This is a genomic window from Gaetbulibacter sp. M235 (assembly GCF_043876835.1).
In the GTDB taxonomy this organism is placed as follows: domain Bacteria; phylum Bacteroidota; class Bacteroidia; order Flavobacteriales; family Flavobacteriaceae; genus Yeosuana.
On record NZ_JBAWJZ010000006.1, the window covers coordinates 40,935 to 60,803 of the forward strand.

Sequence of the window (19,869 nt, forward strand, 5' to 3'; positions counted from 1 at the left end):
TCAGCATCTCATTAAAAAAACGCAATCATTTCTGATTGCGTTTTTCATAAGTTTAATCTTTATTATGCGCGCATAATATTTGTTATATTTGTTGTTCAACTCAATAAAATAAACATGACAAGCAAACTTTCTGAACTACTAGGCATTAAATACCCCATTATCCAAGCTCCCATGTTTTTGGTATCAAATACTACTATGGTGAAAGAGGCCATGAAAAGTGGTATAGCAGGTTGTATCCCAGCTCTGAATTATAGAGGTTTAGATGAGTTAAGAAATGCTGTTAAAGAATTGAAGGCAGCCAAAGTAGAAGGTGGCTCATTTGGATTTAATTTAATAGTAAACAAATCCAATATTAAATATAAGGGACAATTAGAAGTTTTGTGTGAAGAAGGTTGTGATTTTATAATAACGTCACTAGGAAGTCCTGAAGAAACTATAAATCAGGCCCATAAAGTAGGCATTAAAGTTTTTTGTGACGTGGTCGATTTAAAATTTGCACAAAAAGTAGAAGGATTGGGAGCAGATGCTATTATTGCTGTAAATAATGAAGCTGGTGGACATAGAGGAGATAAATCTCCCGAAGAGTTAATTAAAAATATTGTTTCAAATTGTAAAATCCCGGTCATTTCGGCTGGCGGCGTTGGTTGTAAAGCAGATATAGATAAAATGATTAGCTATGGTGCAGCTGGAGTTTCTGTTGGCAGTCCTTTTATAGCTTCCATTGAAGCAAATGTAACCGATGAATACAAACAAGCATGTGTAGATTATGGTGCTAAAGATATTGTTGTAACAGAACGTATTTCTGGAACTCCATGTACAGTTATTAATACACCTTATGTTAAAAAAGTTGGAACCAAGCAAACTTGGTTGGAGTCTATTTTAAATAAGAATAAAAAACTTAAAAAATGGGTAAAAATGATTCGATTTTCTATTGGTATGAAAGCAACAGAAAATGCCGCAACTAAAGTTACCTATAAAACAGTTTGGGTCGCAGGACCAAGTATTGAGCATACTAAAGCTATTTTACCTACCAAAGAAATCATTAAAAATCTTATAGAGTAATTAATTTCATGTTTTTTGAGTTGATAGATTATATTAATTTAAGAATGAGGGAGTTGAATAAAATAGTACTGGCTCTTAATAATACTTTTAATAAAAATTAAATTTTATTCCAAAATAAGTGTTCATAATTTCAGTTTTTTGATGAAAATATATCTATTTTTAGAATCTTAAAATTATAAAAATTAAACTACTATAAATTAATTATGAGTTCTGAAAATTCTACTACAAAATGGGGGCAATTCATTCCTCTTGTCTCAGTTTTCTTTTTTTGGGGATTTGTTGCTGCCAGTAACGATATTCTAATTCCAGTATTTAAAAAAGCATTTGATTTAACGCAGGGTCAAAGTCAGCTAGTTTCCCTGGCATTTTATATAGCTTATACTGTTGGTTCCCTTATTTATATGGGAATTTCTATTTTAATAAAGAAAGATATTGTTAATACAATAGGTTATAAAAATGGTCTTGTATTAGGACTTGTTATTTCTGCATTGGGAACATTATTGTTTTATCCAGCTGCAAATACTGGTTCATTTGCTTTAATGTTATCAGGTTTGTTCATTGTGGCTTTAGGGTTTTCACTACAACAAACCGTTGCCAATCCATTGGCTATCGCGCTTGGACCAATTTCTACGGGTTCACAACGTTTAACTTTAGCAGGAGGAATCAATAATTTTGGGACAACCATTGGACCACTAATTGTAAGTTTTGCCATTTTTGGAACCTCAATAGGAAAAACAACCAATATGAGTATTGAAAGTGTTAAAATACCATATTTGGTTTTAGGTTTGGCATTTCTACTTGTTGCAGTATTATTGAAATTTTCATCAATACCCGATAAACCAGAAGCAATTGTAGAAAAAGAAGGAAGCACAGGATTAGAAAGATCTTCTGCATTAAAATATCCACAATTAGTCTTAGGAATGATCGGTATATTTGTTTATGTAGGTGTTGAAGTTTCTACTGCTAGTAATTTACCTGCTTATATGGAACACAACTTAGGTTTTGCTATATCAGATATTGCACCCTATATTTCGTTGTATTGGGCAAGTTTAATGATAGGAAGATGGACTGGTGCTGTTGAAGCTTTTACAAATGATATTAGTCTTCGTAAAATATTACGTTTTATTGCTCCATATCTTGCGTTTGGAGTGTTTTTAGCCGTAAATGCAATAGCAAAACATAATTTGACCCCTTTTTATGTTTACGCTTTGATTATTTTGGTGTTAATAGCAGCCGATATTGCGAGTAAAGGAAATCCAGCTAGAATGTTATTTATATTTTCGCTTTTAGGAATTATGGCCTTAGCTGTTGGAATGTCTAATGATGGAATGGTTAGTGTTTATGCTTTTACAAGTGTAGGTTTGTTCTGTAGTACCTTATGGCCTTGTATTTTTACATTGGCTGTTAGTGGTTTAGGTAATAACACAAGTCAAGGAAGTAGTTTTTTAATTATGATGATTATGGGTGGAGGTATAGTAAGTTGGCTACAAGGATATGTTTCAGAAAGTATAGGTATTCATGCTAGTTATATAGTTGGAGTATTTTGTTTTGCATATTTGGCCTTTTATGCATGGAGAGTTAAAGGTATTTTAAGAGCCCAAGGTATTAGTTTTGATGAAAAAATTACTGGAGGACATTAAATTTTTTTCAAGAGTTTTATTTAAATAGCCTTTGTGTTATGAAGTATTTTAAGTTTATTTTATTAGCTGTTTTTTTGCTAATTGTGAATCAAAATGCCAATGCTCAAGATTGGGCAAATCTTCAAAAATTTCAAAATGAAAACAATCAGTTAATGAATTCAGGTGTTAAAGAGAATTCCGTTGTTTTTATGGGGAATTCAATCACTGAAAGCTGGCTGACATTTCATCCAGAATTTTTTGAAGGAAAGCCGTATATAAATAGAGGAATTAGCGGACAAACAACGTCGCAAATGTTGTTGCGTTTCAGGCAAGACGTTATAAATTTAAAACCTTCCGTTGTAGTTATTTTAGCGGGTATAAATGATATTGCTCAAAACACAGGACCAATTTCTATAGAAATGATTGCAGAAAACATTAAATCTATGGCAGAACTAGCAATGGTAAATCACATTAAAGTTGTGTTGTGTTCTGTTCTTCCCGCTATAGATTTTTCATGGAGACCAGGTTTAGAACCTGCTGAAAAAATAATAAAACTTAATAGTCTTATAGAAACTTATGCTAATGCAAAAAACATTGTTTATGTAGATTATTTTTCTGCTATGGTAGATTCATCTAAAGGACTGAAAAAGGATTTGGGATTAGATACTGTACATCCAAACAAAAATGGGTACTTAATAATGGAACCGCTTTTAGAAAAAGAATTAAAAAAAATCTTTAATCAAAATTAAAAAGCGTTAAAAACTTTTTCTTTTATAACTTTCCATTCTTCTTCTAACATACCATAACAGCAGGTGTTTCGCTTGAAGCCATCTTTTAAGTAAACATTCTTCCGCAAAATGCCTTCAAGCTTACAGCCCAATTTTTCAACAGCTTTTCTTGAACGAATATTACGCTCGTCAATTCTGAATTCAACTTTTTCAAAATTAAGGGTTTCAAATGCATAAGATAACATTAAAAATTTTGTATGCGTGTTCAAGCCAGTTCCCTGAAACTCTCTGCCAATCCAAGTTGATCCAATTTCTAGAACCTTATAATTCCAATTAATATTCATATAGCGTGTACAGCCGGCATATGTGTTTTTGGTTTTATCAAAAATTATAAATGGAATAGCCTTTTTATGATAATAAGCATCTACGGCAATTTCTACATATTCTTTTAATTTTTCTGGGGTTGAAATATCACTGGGAGAATATTGTATTAAGTTTTCTTGTTGGGCTATTGGCAATAAATGTTTGTAATTACTTAAATCAAGCAATGATAATTTTACACGGTCATTTTCTAATGTTGGAACTTTCATAATTCGCTCTAATCAAAGATTCATATTAAGCTTTGGTTTTGTACTTTTACATTTCAGATTTAAAAATACATTATTTATATGGAATTAAATAAAGAAGCTGTTTTAGCTGAAGCAAATTCTGCATGTAAAGGGACTTTAATGGAAACTTTAAATATTGAAGTTGTTGATTATGGAAGTGATTTTTTGACAGCTAAAATGCCTGTAAACTCAAGAGTATATCAACCAGATGGTGTTCTTCATGGTGGTGCAACAGCAGCTTTAGCTGAAAGTGTTGGAAGTTTTGCTTCACATATTTTTGTTGATACAGATGAATTTTTTGTTCGTGGTATAGAAATCACAGCCAATCATTTAAAAAGTGTTACAGAAGGTTTTGTTTATGCTAAGGCAACCTTTTTGCATAAAGGAAGGACTACACAATTACTAGATATTAAAATAACTGATGATTTTGATAATTTGATATCGGTTTGCAGATTATCAACCATTTCATTACCAAAAAAGAAATAGATTTGTTTACTTCTGATATGTTTTTTGAAACCATTCAAAAACAATTTAAAAATAAATTACCATTTGTAGCTTATAGAAAGCCTAATACATTAGAAATTAAGGCGCTTTTACAATTCAATGATGACATTCATTATGTTGAAAGTTATAGTGAAGTTGGTTTTGTTTTTGCACCATTTGATGATTCGGAAAAAGGAATTTTAATGCCTTTGGAAAGTGCTGATAAAATTGAAACTTCATATTTTGATAAAGCTCAGGAGAAATCTAAAAAAAGTATTTTTTATTTAAATCAAGAAGATAAACAACAACATATTAAACTTATAGAAAAAGGAATAAATTCAATAAAAAACAATCTTTTTCAAAAAGTAGTGTTGTCAAGAAAAGAAACAGTAAGCGTTTCAGAATTTAATCTTATCGACATTTTTAAGAATCTTTTAAATAATTATCCGCTTGCTTTTGTTTATTGTTGGTATCATCCAAAAATTGGGTTATGGTTAGGAGCTACACCAGAGACCTTAATGAAAATTGAAGGCAATCAATTTTCAATGATGGCATTGGCAGGCACACAAGAATATAAAGGAACTTTAGATGTGTTTTGGGAAGATAAAGAAAAACGCGAACAGCAAATTGTAACCGATTTTATTATTGCTAATCTTGAATCTTTAGTGCAAAAACTACAAGTGTCTGAAGTTGAAACGGTTAAAGCTGGTAATTTGGTGCATTTAAAAACCATGATAAAAGCCAGTTTAAAACTTGAAACATTTAATTTGAAGCATATTCTGTCTGTTTTACATCCTACACCAGCTGTTTGTGGCATGCCTAAAGTCCCTTCAAAGAGATTCATATTAGATAATGAACCTTACAATCGTGAGTTTTATACCGGTTATTTGGGTGAACTTAATTTTGAAAATAAGATTAGTCCAAAATCAAGTAAAAGAAATATAGAAAACAGAGCTTATTCAATTACTAAAAAAAGCAGTCAGTTGTATGTAAATTTACGTTGTATGCAAATTAAAGATAATAAAGCTTTGATTTATATAGGTGGAGGCATTACAGAAGCCTCTAATTCTGAAAAGGAATGGGAGGAAACCGTTTCAAAATCAAGGGTGATTAAAAACATTTTGTAATAGGTTTTTATAAAGCCTATTTCTTATTTTTGCTATAGAAAAAATAATCATGATATATCCCAAAATCCCTCTTGCTCAAACTGTAATTCAACTTTGTAAGGTAAAAAACATTCAGCATATTGTAATTTCACCCGGAAGCAGAAATGCACCTTTGACAATTGGGTTTACAAACGATTCTTATTTTAAATGCTACAGTATTGTAGATGAACGTTGTGCGGCATTTTTTGCATTGGGAATTGCTCAAAAAATCAAACATCCTGTAGCTGTTTTATGTACATCTGGTAGTGCTATGTTAAATTACTATCCAGCAATTTCAGAAGCTTTTTATAGTGATATTCCTTTAGTGGTTTTATCATCAGACAGACCAAAACATTTAATTGATATTGGTGACGGACAGACTATTAACCAAAAATATGTATTTGCAAACCACATTTTACATTCGGCTAATTTAAAACTAGATTTAAAAGACGAGAAAAATATTCCTGTTACTGAAGATCTTCCAATTATGAAAAATTTGGAAGATAAACTAGAGCGTTTTTTAGGGTTTCAAAAAGACATTCAAACACATAATGAATTTGAGATTAACACTGCAATTAACACAGCAATAATTAGTAAAGGTCCTGTTCATATTAACATTCCTTTTGATGAACCACTTTATGAAACCGTCGAAAAACTGAGTGTTGAACCTAAAGAAATAGAAATTCCAACAAAGTATAAGCCTATTGATTCTTATACTATGCAAGAGTGTTATGAATATTGGAATTCTGCTTCAAAAAAAATGATTTTGGTAGGGGTTAATGGACCCAACGAAATTGAACAGAAGTGGTTAAATGAAATTACAAAAGATGATAGTGTTATTGTATTTACAGAAACTTTATCAAATCTTCATGATGATAGTTTTTTTCCTAGTATTGATCAACTAATAGCACCATTAACCGAAGATGAAAAAAAGCAATTGCAACCTGAAGTTTTATTGACTTTTGGAGGATTAATAGTTTCAAAAAAAATTAAGGCCTTTTTAAGAAAATTTCAACCTAAACATCATTGGCATGTTGATAAGAAAAGGGCTAATGACACTTTTTTCTGTTTAAGCCTTCATATAGAAGCAACACCAAATCAGTTTTTCGAAGCACTATTGCCAAAAATAACACACTATGTAAAAAGTGATTATAAAGAAATTTGGACTTTGGTTAAACAAAATAGATTGTTAAAGCATGATTTATACATAAAAAAAATCCCTTTTTCAGATTTTAAAGTTTTTGATATTCTGCTAAAATCAATTCCTAATGATTATGCTTTTCAAGTAGGTAACAGTTCTGCTGTAAGATATACGCAATTGTTCAATTTAAATAAAACACTTGAAGTTTATTGTAATAGAGGAACAAGTGGAATAGATGGCAGTACAAGTACATCAATAGGATTTGCTGTAGCTAGTAAAAAACCAACTATTTTCATAACGGGTGATTTAAGTTTTTTATATGATAGTAACGGATTATGGAACAATTATATTCCTAATAATTTTAGAATCATTGTAGTAAATAATCAAGGTGGAGGTATTTTTAGAATTTTACCAGGTCAAAAAAACACACAAAATTTTGATGATTACTTCGAAACAAAGCACAATTTAAATGCTAAACACTTAAGTAGAATGTATGGTTTTGAGTATTTAAGTGCCAAAACGGAAAGACAATTAAAAAACAAACTGCAGTTTTTTTATTTAGATTCAGAAACTCCTAAATTACTTGAAGTATTTACTCCAAGAACAGTTAATGATGAAGTTCTTTTGAAATATTTTGACTTTTTAGCTTAATTAACAAAAAATTAATGTGACTTTTTTATTTGTTTGTTTCATAATAGTTATATTTAAAATTACTTAATTTATTATAAAACTTAAAACATTTATTATGAGCAAAAGAGATGAGTTAATTGCAAAATATGCAGCTGATTTAAAAGAAAAATGTGGGATTACTGCAGATATGGATTTATTAACTAAAGTTACTATTGGTTGCGGACCATCAATTTATAATGCTGATTCTTCAACAGTTTCCGGTACTGATGAGTCTGAATTAGCAACTGTAAAAAATAATTTTTTAATTAAAAAACTTGGATTAAAAGACAGTGCTGATTTAGATAAGGGTATTGCTTCAGTTATGGAAACATACGGTAAGTCAAATAGAAATAAATATAGGGTAGTAGTTTATTATTTATTAACTAAACATTTCAAAAAAGAATCAGTTTATTAATAATTGCTGAAATATAATATTTTAAAGCGTTGCAATATAGCAACGCTTTTTTATTTAAAAAACATGAATATCATTACCTTTGCAGCATGATACATTTAGGGCAAACAAACACATTAGAAATTATTAGGGAAGCAGTACAAGGTCTTTATATTGCAGATGAAGAAGGCAATGAAGTATTGTTGCCAAACAGATATGTTCCAGAAGCTTTTAAAATTTGGGACAAAATAGATGTGTTTGTGTATTTAGATAACGAAGAGCGACTAGTTGCAACTACAGATAAACCTTATATTAAATTGCATGATTTTGCTTTATTGCGATGTAATCAAGTAACCGATTATGGTGCTTTTTTAGATTGGGGATTGGTTAAAGAACTTTTTTGCCCTTTTAAAGAACAGGCCTTTAAAATGAAACCCGGCGGATGGTATTTGGTATATTGCTACCTTGATGAAAAAACCAATAGGTTAGTGGCCACTAGTAAAACAAATAACTTTCTGGATAACAAAAACCTAACTGTTAATGAGTTTGATGAGGTAGATTTAATAGTTTCTCATCCTTCAGAAATTGGTATGAATGTAATAGTAAATAAAGTTCATACAGGGCTAATTTATAAAGATTCCATATTTAAAGATTTAAGTATTGGCGATAGATTAAAAGGAATTGTAAAGAAAATAAGACCAGGAAATAAATTGGATATTTCTTTAGGTCAAATAGGCTACAGAAATATAGAGCCTAATGCAGATTTAATCATGCATGAGTTGCACGATAATGGAGGTTACCTAAATCTTACAGACAAATCTGATCCAGAAACTATTAAAGATGCACTTCAAATGAGTAAAAAGAATTTTAAAAAAGCTGTAGGTACTCTATATAAACAACGTCTTATTGAAATAAAAGAAGACGGAATTTATTTACTATAAGCCCTTTTAACCATGATATATCAAGATACTATAGTGGCTTTAGCAACCCCTTCTGGTGCGGGTGCCATTGCCGTTATAAGATTATCTGGAAAAGATGCTATAACAATTGCGGAAAAACATTTTAATTCAGTTTCTGGAAAACATTTAAGTAAGCAAGCAACACATACTATACATTTAGGACACATTATTGATGGTAATAAAACTATTGATGAGGTGTTGGTTTCGGTTTTTAAAAACCCCAATTCTTACACAGGTGAAAATGTTGTTGAAATTTCGTGCCATGGATCTCATTACATTCAGCAAGAAATCATTCAATTATTTCTTCGAAACGGTTGCAGAATGGCATCAGCTGGAGAGTTTACGCTTCGAGCTTTTTTAAATGGAAAATTAGATTTAAGTCAAGCAGAAGCAGTTGCAGATTTAATTGCCAGTGATAACGAAGCGTCCCATCAAATAGCCATGCAGCAAATGCGTGGAGGATTTTCTTCTGAAATAGCTAAACTTCGCGAAGAACTTTTAAATTTTGCTTCTTTAATTGAGCTAGAACTTGATTTTGCTGAAGAAGATGTTAAATTTGCTGATAGAACTCAATTTAAAGCCTTAATAGAACGAATTACCTTTGTGTTAAAACGATTAATAGATTCTTTTGCTGTTGGTAACGTAATAAAAAATGGCATTCCTGTGGCCATAGTTGGAGAACCTAACGTAGGAAAATCAACACTTTTAAATGCATTATTAAATGAAGAACGAGCCATTGTTTCTGAAATTGCAGGGACAACAAGAGATACCATTGAAGATGAAATTTCAATAGGAGGTATTGGATTTCGTTTTATTGATACAGCTGGTATTAGGGAAACTAAAGATGTGGTTGAAAGTATAGGTATTAAAAAAACATTTGAGAAAATTGATCAAGCTCAAGTTGTTATTTATTTATTTGATAGTACTCAGTTTAAAGTTCATAGCACAGAATTTAAAGTAGAACTTGAAAAAATTAAAAACAAATATCCTCAGAAACCACTCTTAGTTATTGCTAATAAAATAGATCAAATCAACGATTCCCAAATTGAAATGATGAAAGCTGAAATTCCTGAAATCATGTTATTGTCAGCTAAAACTGGGTTTGGTGTAGAACAATTAACTAATTCACTTCTCAAATTAATCAATACGGGTGCTTTAAGAAATAATGAAACCATCATCACCAATTCTCGTCATTATGATGCGCTTTTAAAAGCTTTTGAAGAAATTCAAAAGGTAAAAAATGGATTAGATACAGGTCTTTCAGGGGATTTAATGGCAATCGACATTCGTCAATCCTTATATCATTTTGGTGAAATCACTGGCGAGATTACCAACGATGATTTACTAGGAAATATTTTTGCTAATTTCTGCATCGGGAAGTAATTTCACAAAATACCACAAACCAAATCAACTACCCAATTATAAATGGATAAAAATTATTGTTTTTAATATATAATGATGTCAGCATAAGATAGTTTAGAAGTATAGTATAAAAATTTTTCTGCTTAATAATCAAGGTTAGGATTTTGCTTACGCCAGTTCGTTACACTCGTGTCCGAAGGAAAATCAGTAGCTAACAAACGAGCAACTAAAGTTGGTTTAGCTAAAACTAACATTTATTTATAGCCATTGTTGTACACAGTTTTTATCTTCCATGATATTCCATATTTGGTAAAGGTTCATTGTTTTTTAAATACTTATCAAACCATTTTAGAATTTGTTCGTTAACTTCCTTTCTGTGCTCAGAAATTCCGTGGTCACCACCTTCAAATATTATTAGTCTGTAAGGAATTCTGTATTTTTCAAATGCCAAAGCCATATTTAAGCTTTGTTCTGGTTTTACTCTTCAATCAGAACTTCCGTGTAACATAAGTATCGGAGCATCTTTCGGGAATTTATCAGCCCATTTTATTGCCGACCTTTTTTCTAATTCAGCGTCTTTATTATCTGCATAATTTGGAATTAACTCTGATAAAACATTTGTTTCCATTTCAGGTCTATCTTCAATCGAATGGTTAATATTTGGAGGGTTTCATTTATTAAAAATGGAATCAATCCCAATTTAATTCATCATTCTCTCTTTGAGTTTTCCTATAATTTGAGTGTTAAGGTATAAAACCATTTTTATTAAGATATTGATCTATGTTAAAAGATGCATTATTATTTAAATTATAATCAATGTGTTTTTCTACTTTCAAACTATTTACAATTACTGTTCATCTCCATTTTTAAAAGGGTAAATGGCCTGGTGATATAGTTTAAATAAATTTGGACTAATACATCCACATTAATAATTTAAAAACTTTAAAAATTTGATGAACTCTGGTATGAATTTTCAAATAATAGTTTCGTAATTCTCCTTTCATAACATATTAATATACACTAATTTTCAGTTTTGAAACAAAAATAGCAGAAAAGAAACAAACTTTAAGTTTAGCTCTTAACGGCTATTTTTTATATGCATTATATGTCACATTTTTATTCTACTCTGTTAACTTGGCAATTATAACAACCTGGACTTGAATTATGGATTTGAATATAGTCTGCTGAGTTGTTCTTTAAAATTATTTCTATTTCACTTTTAAGTATTTTACCTTCAATAGTTTTAGCATCTATCATCATTCCGTTTTTATCGTATACTCTTAATGACAAAAGTCTGTGTAATAGCATTTTTGGGATTTCATTAACGCCTAGGTTTGGACTTTTTGCATTTTTTCTCACAAATACTGGGCCGCTAGATTGATAAGGGGAATTGGTTTTATGATGCTGAAAAGGAAATAATATAACTTCTTCTCCTATTTCTGCATCTTCAAGACTTGCTCGACAAGGATATCCGGGTTTTTCGTCTACTATCATTTTGACAGCACCTTTGGCTGTTAATTCTTCTTCATTTAGGTTGAACAAGTGATTATAATTATTTTCAATTGCTGATATTTTAAAATTTATAGTCATAAGTTATATTTTTTTAGTTTGTTTTAAAGTTTGAGACATTAGTTTAGATAATGGAGTATTGAGTGTAGTTAATTCCTGAATGATATTTTCATAGTCTTTATTAGTTCTGTTCTGACTTAATTTGAATGATGCTTCTATTTTATCTACTGGAATTTCAAAACCAGTTACTCCTTTTAGCATACCTTGAATGTTATTTGGCAATGATTGTAATGAAATTGGGCATCTACTTATTTTTCCGTGTCGTTGAGTTAGTCTATCTACTGAATGCCATAAATCATCCTCATTTAGTATTGAAACTTTACCATATAAATGAACAGACATATAGTTCCAAGTTGGTGCATTAGGTTTATCATACCAAGATGATGAAATGTAATGTTGGATAGGAGAATGGAAAATAACCAAGGCATTTGGTTGGGTTTTTAATTTTTCACTTTGTGGGTTTGCTTTTGCAATATGTCCTCTTAATACTTGATTTCCATTGTCATCATATTCTAATTCTATTGGAGTATGTGTCGCAACAGGAAAGTTATTGTCCATAGTAATCAATGTTGCTAATCCAACTGAAGCTATAAAAGCTTTTATGGTTTTACTGTCTTCAACCTTATATTTTTCTGGTATCCACATAATATTATTTTATGCAAAGATTCCATATTAAAAGGAAGCCAACAATCTGATTCTTGCTATTATTATAATTTTATGGCCTCGTAGCTGTTTATTGCAATCTTTCTTTCAGAAGTCCATCTGTAATTCCCCACATTACCATCACTTTTTATTACTCTATGGCAAGGAATTAAGTATGCTATTGGATTTTTTCCTATCGCAGTACCAACTGCTCTTACTGCTTTAGGGTTTTCTATTATTTCAGCAATATCTTGATAGGCAAGAAGTTTTGATGAAGGAATTTGAAGCAATGCTTTCCATACTTGAATTTGGAAAGGCGTTCCAACTAAATCTAGACTAATTGGAGTAGGGGGAACTTCCCAATTTTCAAAATATTCTTGTACTAACTTTCCATTCTTTGACAATCCTTTTATAAAAATGGCTTGATGATAGTCTGATTTTATTTTTTCTATATTCAAATTGTCAAAGGAAAAGCTACAAATTCCTTTTTCAGTTTCAGCAATTATGGCATTGCCAAAGGGTGTTTCAATTTCTCCAAAATGAATTTTTAAATTCTTTCCTCTTTTTTGAAATTCACCGGGTGTACAAGCTTCTATTTTTATAAATAAATCGTGCAATCTACTATTTCCAGATAAGCCTATATTATATGAAGTTTCTAAAGTAGATTGTCCTTCTCTTAAGGATTCTTTTGCTTTTTCTAATGTAATAAATTGAAGATAATCTTTGGGGCTAATTCCAACCCATTTTCTAAAAACTCTTTGAAAATGAAACTTACTCAAATTAACATGATTTGCAATTTGTTTTAAAGATGGTTGTTCAAAATGGTAGTTTTTAATATAATTAATAGCCTTTTCAACTATATCGTAGTGATATTTATTTTCCATATTGCAAAAATCAATTTATTTTATCTCTTAATCAATCTGATTGTTGCTTTTTCGTAATGTGTTCTAACGGTTTACATTGTTAGCATTAGTTATTTCTAACTCTAAGGCCTTTTGAAATGATTTTACAGATTTAGAAATGTCATTTTTAGTTGTGGCCCAAGAACAGATACTAATGCGCATAACCTTGTTACCAAACCAAACTGAGCCACCAAGCCAACATTCCCGCAGGTTTTGAATGTTATTTAAAACTCGTTCTGTAATTTTATCGTTATCACATCTAACAATAACTTGGTTAAACACAATATCATTATCTACGTAAAATCCGTTTATTTTACTAATTTCATATGAGAATTGTTTTGCTCTCTCGTGCATGGTCAAGACCATTTTGTCAATTCCTGCTTTTCCTAAGTATTTCATTATTGCCCACAATTCAACAACTCTTGCTCTTCTAGACATTTCAGGGGTATAAAACATTCCATCTCTTTGTGTGCTTTCTATAATATAGCTAGCAGACATATGTAATGCTGAAGTTAGAGCTTCTTTATCTTCGCATAAAACTATCCCGCAATCATAAGGTGTATTAAGGGTTTTGTGGCCGTCAACAGCCCAAGAGTTTGCCTTTTCAATCCCTTTAGTTAAATGTTTTAGTTCATCTACAGCTCCAGCCCAAAGTCCAAATGCACCATCTATATGAACCCAAGCGTTTGCCTTTTGTGCCTTGTTACAAATGGTTTCGAAGTCGTCAAATGAACCACTATTAACGTTACCAGCTTGTAAAATTAATATTGCGTTTTCATCCAATTCAGGAATTGCTTCAGGTATTATCCTTCCTTGATTGTCAACATCAACCCACTCAATATTTTCTTGCCCAAGGCCTAAAATACCTATAGCTTTTAAAACTGTAGAATGAGCTTGTTTACCTGCTACAATTCTTATTTTTGGGGCATTATATAATCCTTTTTTATTAATGTCCCAGTTATTCTTTTTGAGGATTCGATATCTTGCAGCGGCCAAACCGCATAAATTTGCTGCGGAAGTACCACTAACAAAACCAGCCACAGTACCTTTAGGTAATTTAAATAACTCTACTAACCAGCCTTCTACAACAGATTCTAATCTGCTTCCTATTGGAGAAAGAACATTCATAGCAGGGGCTTGATCCCAATATGTTGCCAAATTCTTTGCAGCTAGACCTATTGGTAGAGCACTTCCGCAAACAAATCCAAAAAAACGTCCGCCTAATGTTGCAGTTGTTGCTGGGCTTCCATATTGATTTAATTGTTCAAGTACTTTTTCAGCTTTTGTTGAGAAAAGAGGTAGCTCTTCATCAAATTTAGATAAATCATTTAGTGCTTCTTCTGTAGGATAAACATTTCGGTCAAAAACATTTTCTAAATAATCAAAAGAATATTGTTGAACTTGTTTAAATAATTCTTTATCTCTAATTTCTAGAAACATTTCATTTTGAATACTTGTTTTCTTCATTTTCTTATGCTTTACTATATTACTTTTATTTCTTAATCACTTTGGAAGATTGGACAATACTTGTCAGTCAAGAATTATCTGAAAGCAATTTCAACCTCTTTGAGCATTTTATTCAATGCTTGCCTATCAAACCATTTACCCTTTAAAAAAACACCCTCGATAGATTTCGTGTTTTGTATATCATCAAGAGGGTTTTTATTCAGTAATACCAGATTTGCATTTTTCCCTTCAGTAATAGTTCCTTCTACCGAGTATTTATTTAAATATCTTGCCGGATTAACAGTACTGGCCAGCAAAATATCATAGGGCTTAATACCAGCTTCTTGTAGAAATATAAACTCTTTATGTAATGAAAACCCAACAATGCCCATTCCATATGTATCGCTTCCGGTTAGTAAATGAACCTTGTTGTCTGATAAAATTTTTGCGAAAGCTTTCATCCAAGTAAAGTATGTGTTGAATAAAATGGGAGCTTTTATACCATCGAACTCACGGTCTTTAAGTTTACGATAATCATTTCTCTCTGAGAGAAAGTCTTCCCTTTCTTTTTTGGCAAGATATTTAACAAGGCTATCCAAACTAAATGCACTGAATTTTTCATCGACCAGACAATTCTTTATGAAATCAAAGATAACCAGGGTGGTGCCAATATAAACTCCACTTTCATACAACTGTTTAGCTAACACATTTAATTCATCTTTACTTTGCTTAAAAATGGAATTATTATTCTCATCTGCTAAATAAAGGAATTCTTCAATATGTTCAATAGATTTCATCCTCAAGGAGTATTCAAGTGGCAGGCTCCTTTGAGAGTGTCCAATTACTGGAATTTTGTAGTTTTTACATTCTTCCAGCAATTTTAGATATATATTTAGAGGCAAGTTGTCTGCAATCTTTAAAAAATCATAACCTCTTTGCTTATGCATTTTCACAACAGCTTTCACATCCTCGATTGTCCGTAGTTGTTCTGATTTTAAATAGGGTCCAGTAGTAAAGTAATTAGGGCCTAGTATTTCGCCTGAGGTAACTTTTTGTCGTATTGCTATTTGATCTTGGCCATCAAACTCTGCCATATTTCTTACAGTGGTAATTCCATTTGCAACTAATAACTTGAAGTCACTTACTATGTCATTGCTCCTGAAGTGATAATGCATTTCAGATAAGCCAGGAATTAAATATTTATCTGTTCCGTCAATGGTTAAACTAACCTTAACTTTAAACGGTGATAAACGCGGTTCAATATTTATAATTTTACCTTCTGAAATTAGAACTCTTTGGTTATGGAGCACAACATCTTTGGTCATAGGGATAATATTAACATTTTCAATTAAAATAGTATCCTTGTTTTGACCAAAAGATTTAGGTGTTAAAGTTGTTAGGATGAAAATAAAAGAGAAAAAATAGTTTTTCATAAAATGATTCTTATTTCGTTTAGATATTTATTAAATTGTTTCAACCCAAATGTCTAAAAATTTACTTGATTTCACATCAATTGCATATTCAAATAAAATACATTCTCCTTCATTTGAAATGTATTTAAATATAGCTTTCTAGTTATTCATCAAGTAAAAGTTAATAGCGATTTCATTTTTTATCGATTAAAATTATTTAAATAAAGTTGAATTTTTAAATTTTTTCTCCCAACACCATTAGCGTTGATGATACGGATTCGTTTTTTAGATGTATGAAGTTTTTCCTACTGTCATCTTTCATAAAATCATTTAAGTCTTGTTTAGAATCAAATGACATAAAGTGAATCTCATAAGGAAGTTCTCTTGTTTCAGAAATGAAATTCTCTTTTTTAGGTCGAATTCGGTAAATTATTTTTCCGTTGTATTTTTCCATTAGAGGTATTGCAAAATTTTCAAATTCCATGAATTCTCTCTCTTTTCCCTCATTTATAAAAATAAATTGTGTTAAGTAAATCACTGTTTTTTTAGATTTAAATATTGTTGTTTTTTATTGTAAAACTACTCTGCAATGCATAGTTTTTAAAAAGCTATGGATTAGATTAATATTCTAATTTATTCAATATCATTAAGTATTAAATTCCAGATGGTGAATTTATTTTCCTCTTTGAAAAATCCAAAATGACCAATTTTATTTAAGTTTAGATCATTAGGATTTAAATGCTTTTTTATGACTGTTGAATTTTTGAAAATTGATGCTAACCAATCAACTGAGTCTTTCGGAGCATAAGTATCATCACTACTACTATAACTATAAATGGGACAATTAATCTTATTAAAGAAATGTGAATCTTCTGAGATGTAATGTAAAAAATAATTCGGTTTTAAACCCCAATTAGACCATTCGGTTGCTACTCCTTTTGGTAAACTTTCCATCCTACTAAATTTATCTGAAGGTAAATAACCATAATATTTTACCACTATTGGGAAAAATAATTTCCAATAAAACAGCATTATATATTTATTAACTCCTTTCCAAAACTTCCAATATCCAGATTGCGAGCTTATTAAAATTATTTTGTAAGCTAAATAGCTGTATTTATTTAGTGCTATTACTTGTCCTCCAAGACTATGACCAATTAAAATTAATTTTGATGCTGAATGGTTTAGCTTAACATACTGTATTACTGTTTCAAAATCATAATTAATCCAATCTGATATTGACTTCTCATAATCTTTAAGGGAATGAAATTTTGACTCACCAATGCCACTGTAATCAAATGTGTAAACTGTATAATTTTGTTCTTTTAAAAAGTTCGCAAAACGTTCATAAAAGATTTGTTTAACTCCCATTGCAGGTACAATGATAACTACTTTTTGATTATCTGTTTTTGGTGTAAATTGGTTGACAACAATTGTATAACCTTCATTTACTTGAAGTTTTATTTTTTTCATATAAAATATTTATGAAGTAAATGAATAAGAAATTAAAAAATATTTAGTTATTCTTTATTATACAGTTGATTTTTACCTTCATTTTTCTTAATTAATTCAGCAATAGATTTTTCATTATTATCGTTACTTTTTTCAAATACTGAAATTATTCTTTGTCTTTCACTTTTTTCTTTGTTTTGACTTAATTTCTTTTTTGCTTGAATGTCTGTAACTGTAATTTGAAAAACAACAACACCCTTTAACATTCTTGTTTTGTATTCTATGGGTAAACTGTCCCACTGTGTTTTATAGTCTTCCTCAAAATTAACAATCATTTTTTCCATTAAATCAAGAGATTGTTCTTGTTCTGTAATTATTTTGCCTGTACCATATAAATGCACAGAAACGTAATTCCATGTTGGTACATTCATTTTTGAATTATAATACTTTGGAGATATATAGGCATGAGGTTCACTAAAAATAACTAAAACTTTATTGTTAAGTATTTCTGTCCATTGTGAGTTAGCCTTTGCAAAATGTGCAGTTAAAATAATCTCATTTTCAGTTTGTGTAACTACAAAAGGTAAGTGTGTTGCCGTTTGAAAGTTATCTTCAACAGTAATTATAGTAGCAAAACTATACGTTTTGATGAAATTTATGATTTCTTCTTTATCTGATTCTAAATAATGCTTTGGAATATACATTTTATTTTTATTTACAAAATCTTTAAAATTTCAGTTTTAGTGTTGGGCTTATTGATTCTTAATAAAAGATTTGTCAAGTTTTAAAACTAAATAAACAAAGATAAGAGTTGTAATAACTAAAGCAATGCCAAACTCTCCCTTAAAATAGTTGGTGTATTCCTTATCTAAAGTAATCCTATCAAAAAACATTTGAATCACTACATTATGACTGGCATGAAAGATGGCCACAGCCAAAACACTTTTTGATTTTAACCATATCCAAGACATAATTATTCCTGTAAAGACTACCAGTAACAGAAACATAATAAAACGAAAAGCAAAAGGTGTTTCTTCTACTCCGTAATTATCTAGTAGCATTGCGGGTAAGTGCCATATGGCCCAAAGAAAACTACTTAATATTGCAGCTTTCAAGAATGAAAAGTTTTTACTTAATTCAGGAAACAAAAGCCCACGCCATCCCAATTCTTCTCCCAAAGCAAAAATTACGGCAGGAATCAACATGAAAATTGTTATATAAAAAAAGGATATTGTAACTACTTGAAAAGTGGAATCTGATTCTAATCCAATAGTTAGTTTAGCTCGTTCTATAAACAACGGATTAGGGACATCTCCAATACCTGTCAACCAAATTATAACATAAGCCAAAGCACTATAAAGAATAGGTATTAACCAGGAGAGCAATGCATATTTTATGGAAAACTTCCATCCAAAGGCACTCCATTTTCTATTTGTAAAAACAGTTGCTATTATAGCTGATATACCTGGGACAAGCATAATAAATTTGATTAAAGAACCTCCAATGATAAATATTAATGAACTAAATACTGTTGTGGCTATTAAAAAAAGCCAAGTCGCTTTTGTTAATTTTGTTTTCATAATGATTTATAATAATTACTTAAACCTATAACCCAAGGTTAACATAATACTTCTGTTATTATACTTGTTTCCTTGAAAATCATCTTTATTAGCAATATTAGATAAGCTATGAATGTATCCTAATTGAATCATTCCTTTTTCTAAAACATGCATGCCTATTACAGCATTAAGTCCAAAGTCAAAACGCTTAAATCCAGCACCACCATCTTCAATATCTTTAAAAGCTTTTGCATCATAAAAATCTGTTTGGGTTTGAGAACCAATATGAGTGGTTTGAAATACTTCTATTTTACCAGAAATACCATATCCAAAAGAGGGGCCTGCACCCACATACCATTTGTTTGAATTGGTATCTATGTTATAAATTAAAATAAAAGGAACCTCTATATAATTAATGTGTATACGAGACTCTTGGGTTGTGGTATTTCCTCCTTCAATTATAAATTCTTCGGTTAGTTTAGACCTCTTTTGTAGGTAATTAATAGATGGTCTTAGATAAAATGCTCTTGAAACTGGAATTTCGGCAAATAGACCTCCTCCATATCCAAACTTCCAGTTTTTTTCTGGTGATGTATCTACTTCTGCTGTAAATGATGCCGTATTTAATGTTCCGTGTAACTGTGCCCCATATTTAATTTGAGCTTTTAATGAAATACTTGATAAAGTTATTGCTGCTAAAATGATTCTTTTTTTCATGAT

General features: G+C 30.5%; 20 protein-coding genes and 1 pseudogene. 9 read left to right on the plus strand and 12 right to left on the minus strand.

The features are described from left to right. Positions 1 to 108: 108 nt before the first annotated feature. The 3 genes from V8G69_RS10790 to V8G69_RS10800 all read left to right on the plus strand — a co-directional run bounded on the left by V8G69_RS10790 (position 109) and on the right by V8G69_RS10800 (position 3,430). On the plus strand, positions 109 to 1,062 hold the full coding sequence (locus tag V8G69_RS10790; protein WP_394882160.1) for an NAD(P)H-dependent flavin oxidoreductase: 954 nt from the start codon (positions 109 to 111) through the stop codon (positions 1,060 to 1,062). Between the two features lie 203 nt (positions 1,063 to 1,265). Continuing rightward, positions 1,266 to 2,702 carry an MFS transporter gene (locus V8G69_RS10795; RefSeq protein WP_394881931.1) on the plus strand — a complete coding sequence of 479 codons (1,437 nt, stop codon included), beginning with the start codon at positions 1,266 to 1,268 and terminating at the stop codon, positions 2,700 to 2,702. Between the two features lie 38 nt (positions 2,703 to 2,740). After that, the gene (locus V8G69_RS10800; RefSeq protein WP_394881932.1) at positions 2,741 to 3,430 is read left to right on the plus strand and encodes an SGNH/GDSL hydrolase family protein; all 690 of its coding nucleotides are present in this window, start codon (positions 2,741 to 2,743) and stop codon (positions 3,428 to 3,430) included. Here V8G69_RS10800 and V8G69_RS10805 read toward each other — a convergent pair. Continuing rightward, positions 3,427 to 3,999 (minus strand): GNAT family N-acetyltransferase, encoded by a 573-nt coding sequence (locus V8G69_RS10805; protein ID WP_394881933.1) that lies wholly within the window; start codon positions 3,997 to 3,999, stop codon positions 3,427 to 3,429. The two genes, V8G69_RS10800 and V8G69_RS10805, sit on opposite strands and share 4 nt — an antisense overlap. A 78-nt stretch (positions 4,000 to 4,077) precedes the next feature. Here V8G69_RS10805 and V8G69_RS10810 point away from each other — a divergent pair, with 78 nt between their 5' ends. The 6 genes from V8G69_RS10810 to mnmE all read left to right on the plus strand — a co-directional run bounded on the left by V8G69_RS10810 (position 4,078) and on the right by mnmE (position 10,188). After that, positions 4,078 to 4,503, plus strand: a complete 426-nt coding sequence (locus V8G69_RS10810; RefSeq protein ID WP_394881934.1) for a PaaI family thioesterase — start codon at positions 4,078 to 4,080, stop codon at positions 4,501 to 4,503. Further along, positions 4,464 to 5,627, plus strand: coding sequence for a chorismate-binding protein (locus V8G69_RS10815; protein ID WP_394881935.1), 1,164 nt, complete (start codon positions 4,464 to 4,466; stop codon positions 5,625 to 5,627). Before V8G69_RS10810 ends, V8G69_RS10815 begins: the two co-directional genes overlap by 40 nt. 49 nt (positions 5,628 to 5,676) lie before the next feature. Further along, complete coding sequence (menD, locus tag V8G69_RS10820; protein ID WP_394881936.1) at positions 5,677 to 7,437, plus strand: 2-succinyl-5-enolpyruvyl-6-hydroxy-3-cyclohexene-1-carboxylate synthase; 1,761 nt, start codon at positions 5,677 to 5,679, stop codon at positions 7,435 to 7,437. Between the two features lie 94 nt (positions 7,438 to 7,531). After that, the gene (locus V8G69_RS10825) at positions 7,532 to 7,870 is read left to right on the plus strand and encodes a DUF2853 family protein (RefSeq protein WP_394881937.1); all 339 of its coding nucleotides are present in this window, start codon (positions 7,532 to 7,534) and stop codon (positions 7,868 to 7,870) included. Between the two features lie 86 nt (positions 7,871 to 7,956). Next, the gene (locus V8G69_RS10830) at positions 7,957 to 8,787 is read left to right on the plus strand and encodes a S1 RNA-binding domain-containing protein (RefSeq protein WP_394881938.1); all 831 of its coding nucleotides are present in this window, start codon (positions 7,957 to 7,959) and stop codon (positions 8,785 to 8,787) included. Positions 8,788 to 8,799: 12 nt separating this feature from the next. Further along, positions 8,800 to 10,188 carry a tRNA uridine-5-carboxymethylaminomethyl(34) synthesis GTPase MnmE gene (mnmE, locus tag V8G69_RS10835; protein WP_394881939.1) on the plus strand — a complete coding sequence of 463 codons (1,389 nt, stop codon included), beginning with the start codon at positions 8,800 to 8,802 and terminating at the stop codon, positions 10,186 to 10,188. Between the two features lie 262 nt (positions 10,189 to 10,450). Here the strand turns inward: mnmE and V8G69_RS10840 are convergent. From V8G69_RS10840 to V8G69_RS10890, 11 genes and pseudogenes are all read right to left on the minus strand, one after another. Then, a pseudogene (locus V8G69_RS10840) lies at positions 10,451 to 10,639 on the minus strand (alpha/beta hydrolase family protein); the annotation flags it as partial. 644 nt (positions 10,640 to 11,283) lie between these two features. Continuing rightward, positions 11,284 to 11,757, minus strand: coding sequence for a DUF1203 domain-containing protein (locus tag V8G69_RS10845; protein ID WP_394881940.1), 474 nt, complete (start codon positions 11,755 to 11,757; stop codon positions 11,284 to 11,286). 3 nt (positions 11,758 to 11,760) lie between these two features. Next, on the minus strand, positions 11,761 to 12,381 hold the full coding sequence (locus tag V8G69_RS10850) for an FMN-binding negative transcriptional regulator (protein ID WP_394881941.1): 621 nt from the start codon (positions 12,379 to 12,381) through the stop codon (positions 11,761 to 11,763). 62 nt (positions 12,382 to 12,443) lie between these two features. Continuing rightward, positions 12,444 to 13,262, minus strand: a complete 819-nt coding sequence (locus V8G69_RS10855; protein WP_394881942.1) for a bifunctional helix-turn-helix domain-containing protein/methylated-DNA--[protein]-cysteine S-methyltransferase — start codon at positions 13,260 to 13,262, stop codon at positions 12,444 to 12,446. A 63-nt stretch (positions 13,263 to 13,325) separates the two neighbouring features. Next, a complete protein-coding gene (locus tag V8G69_RS10860) occupies positions 13,326 to 14,747 on the minus strand; it encodes a pyridoxal phosphate-dependent decarboxylase family protein (protein ID WP_394881943.1) in 1,422 nt (473 codons plus the stop codon). Between the two features lie 74 nt (positions 14,748 to 14,821). Further along, positions 14,822 to 16,159, minus strand: coding sequence for an amidohydrolase family protein (locus V8G69_RS10865; protein ID WP_394881944.1), 1,338 nt, complete (start codon positions 16,157 to 16,159; stop codon positions 14,822 to 14,824). Positions 16,160 to 16,373: 214 nt separating this feature from the next. After that, complete coding sequence (locus tag V8G69_RS10870; RefSeq protein WP_394881945.1) at positions 16,374 to 16,622, minus strand: hypothetical protein; 249 nt, start codon at positions 16,620 to 16,622, stop codon at positions 16,374 to 16,376. A gap of 149 nt (positions 16,623 to 16,771) precedes the next feature. After that, the gene (locus tag V8G69_RS10875; protein ID WP_394881946.1) at positions 16,772 to 17,611 is read right to left on the minus strand and encodes an alpha/beta fold hydrolase; all 840 of its coding nucleotides are present in this window, start codon (positions 17,609 to 17,611) and stop codon (positions 16,772 to 16,774) included. Between the two features lie 47 nt (positions 17,612 to 17,658). Beyond that, the gene (locus V8G69_RS10880) at positions 17,659 to 18,294 is read right to left on the minus strand and encodes an FMN-binding negative transcriptional regulator (RefSeq protein WP_394881948.1); all 636 of its coding nucleotides are present in this window, start codon (positions 18,292 to 18,294) and stop codon (positions 17,659 to 17,661) included. Positions 18,295 to 18,342: 48 nt separating this feature from the next. Next, positions 18,343 to 19,170, minus strand: a complete 828-nt coding sequence (locus V8G69_RS10885; protein ID WP_394881949.1) for a CPBP family intramembrane glutamic endopeptidase — start codon at positions 19,168 to 19,170, stop codon at positions 18,343 to 18,345. Positions 19,171 to 19,185: 15 nt separating this feature from the next. After that, positions 19,186 to 19,866 (minus strand): porin family protein, encoded by a 681-nt coding sequence (locus tag V8G69_RS10890; RefSeq protein ID WP_394881950.1) that lies wholly within the window; start codon positions 19,864 to 19,866, stop codon positions 19,186 to 19,188. Positions 19,867 to 19,869: the final 3 nt, after the last annotated feature.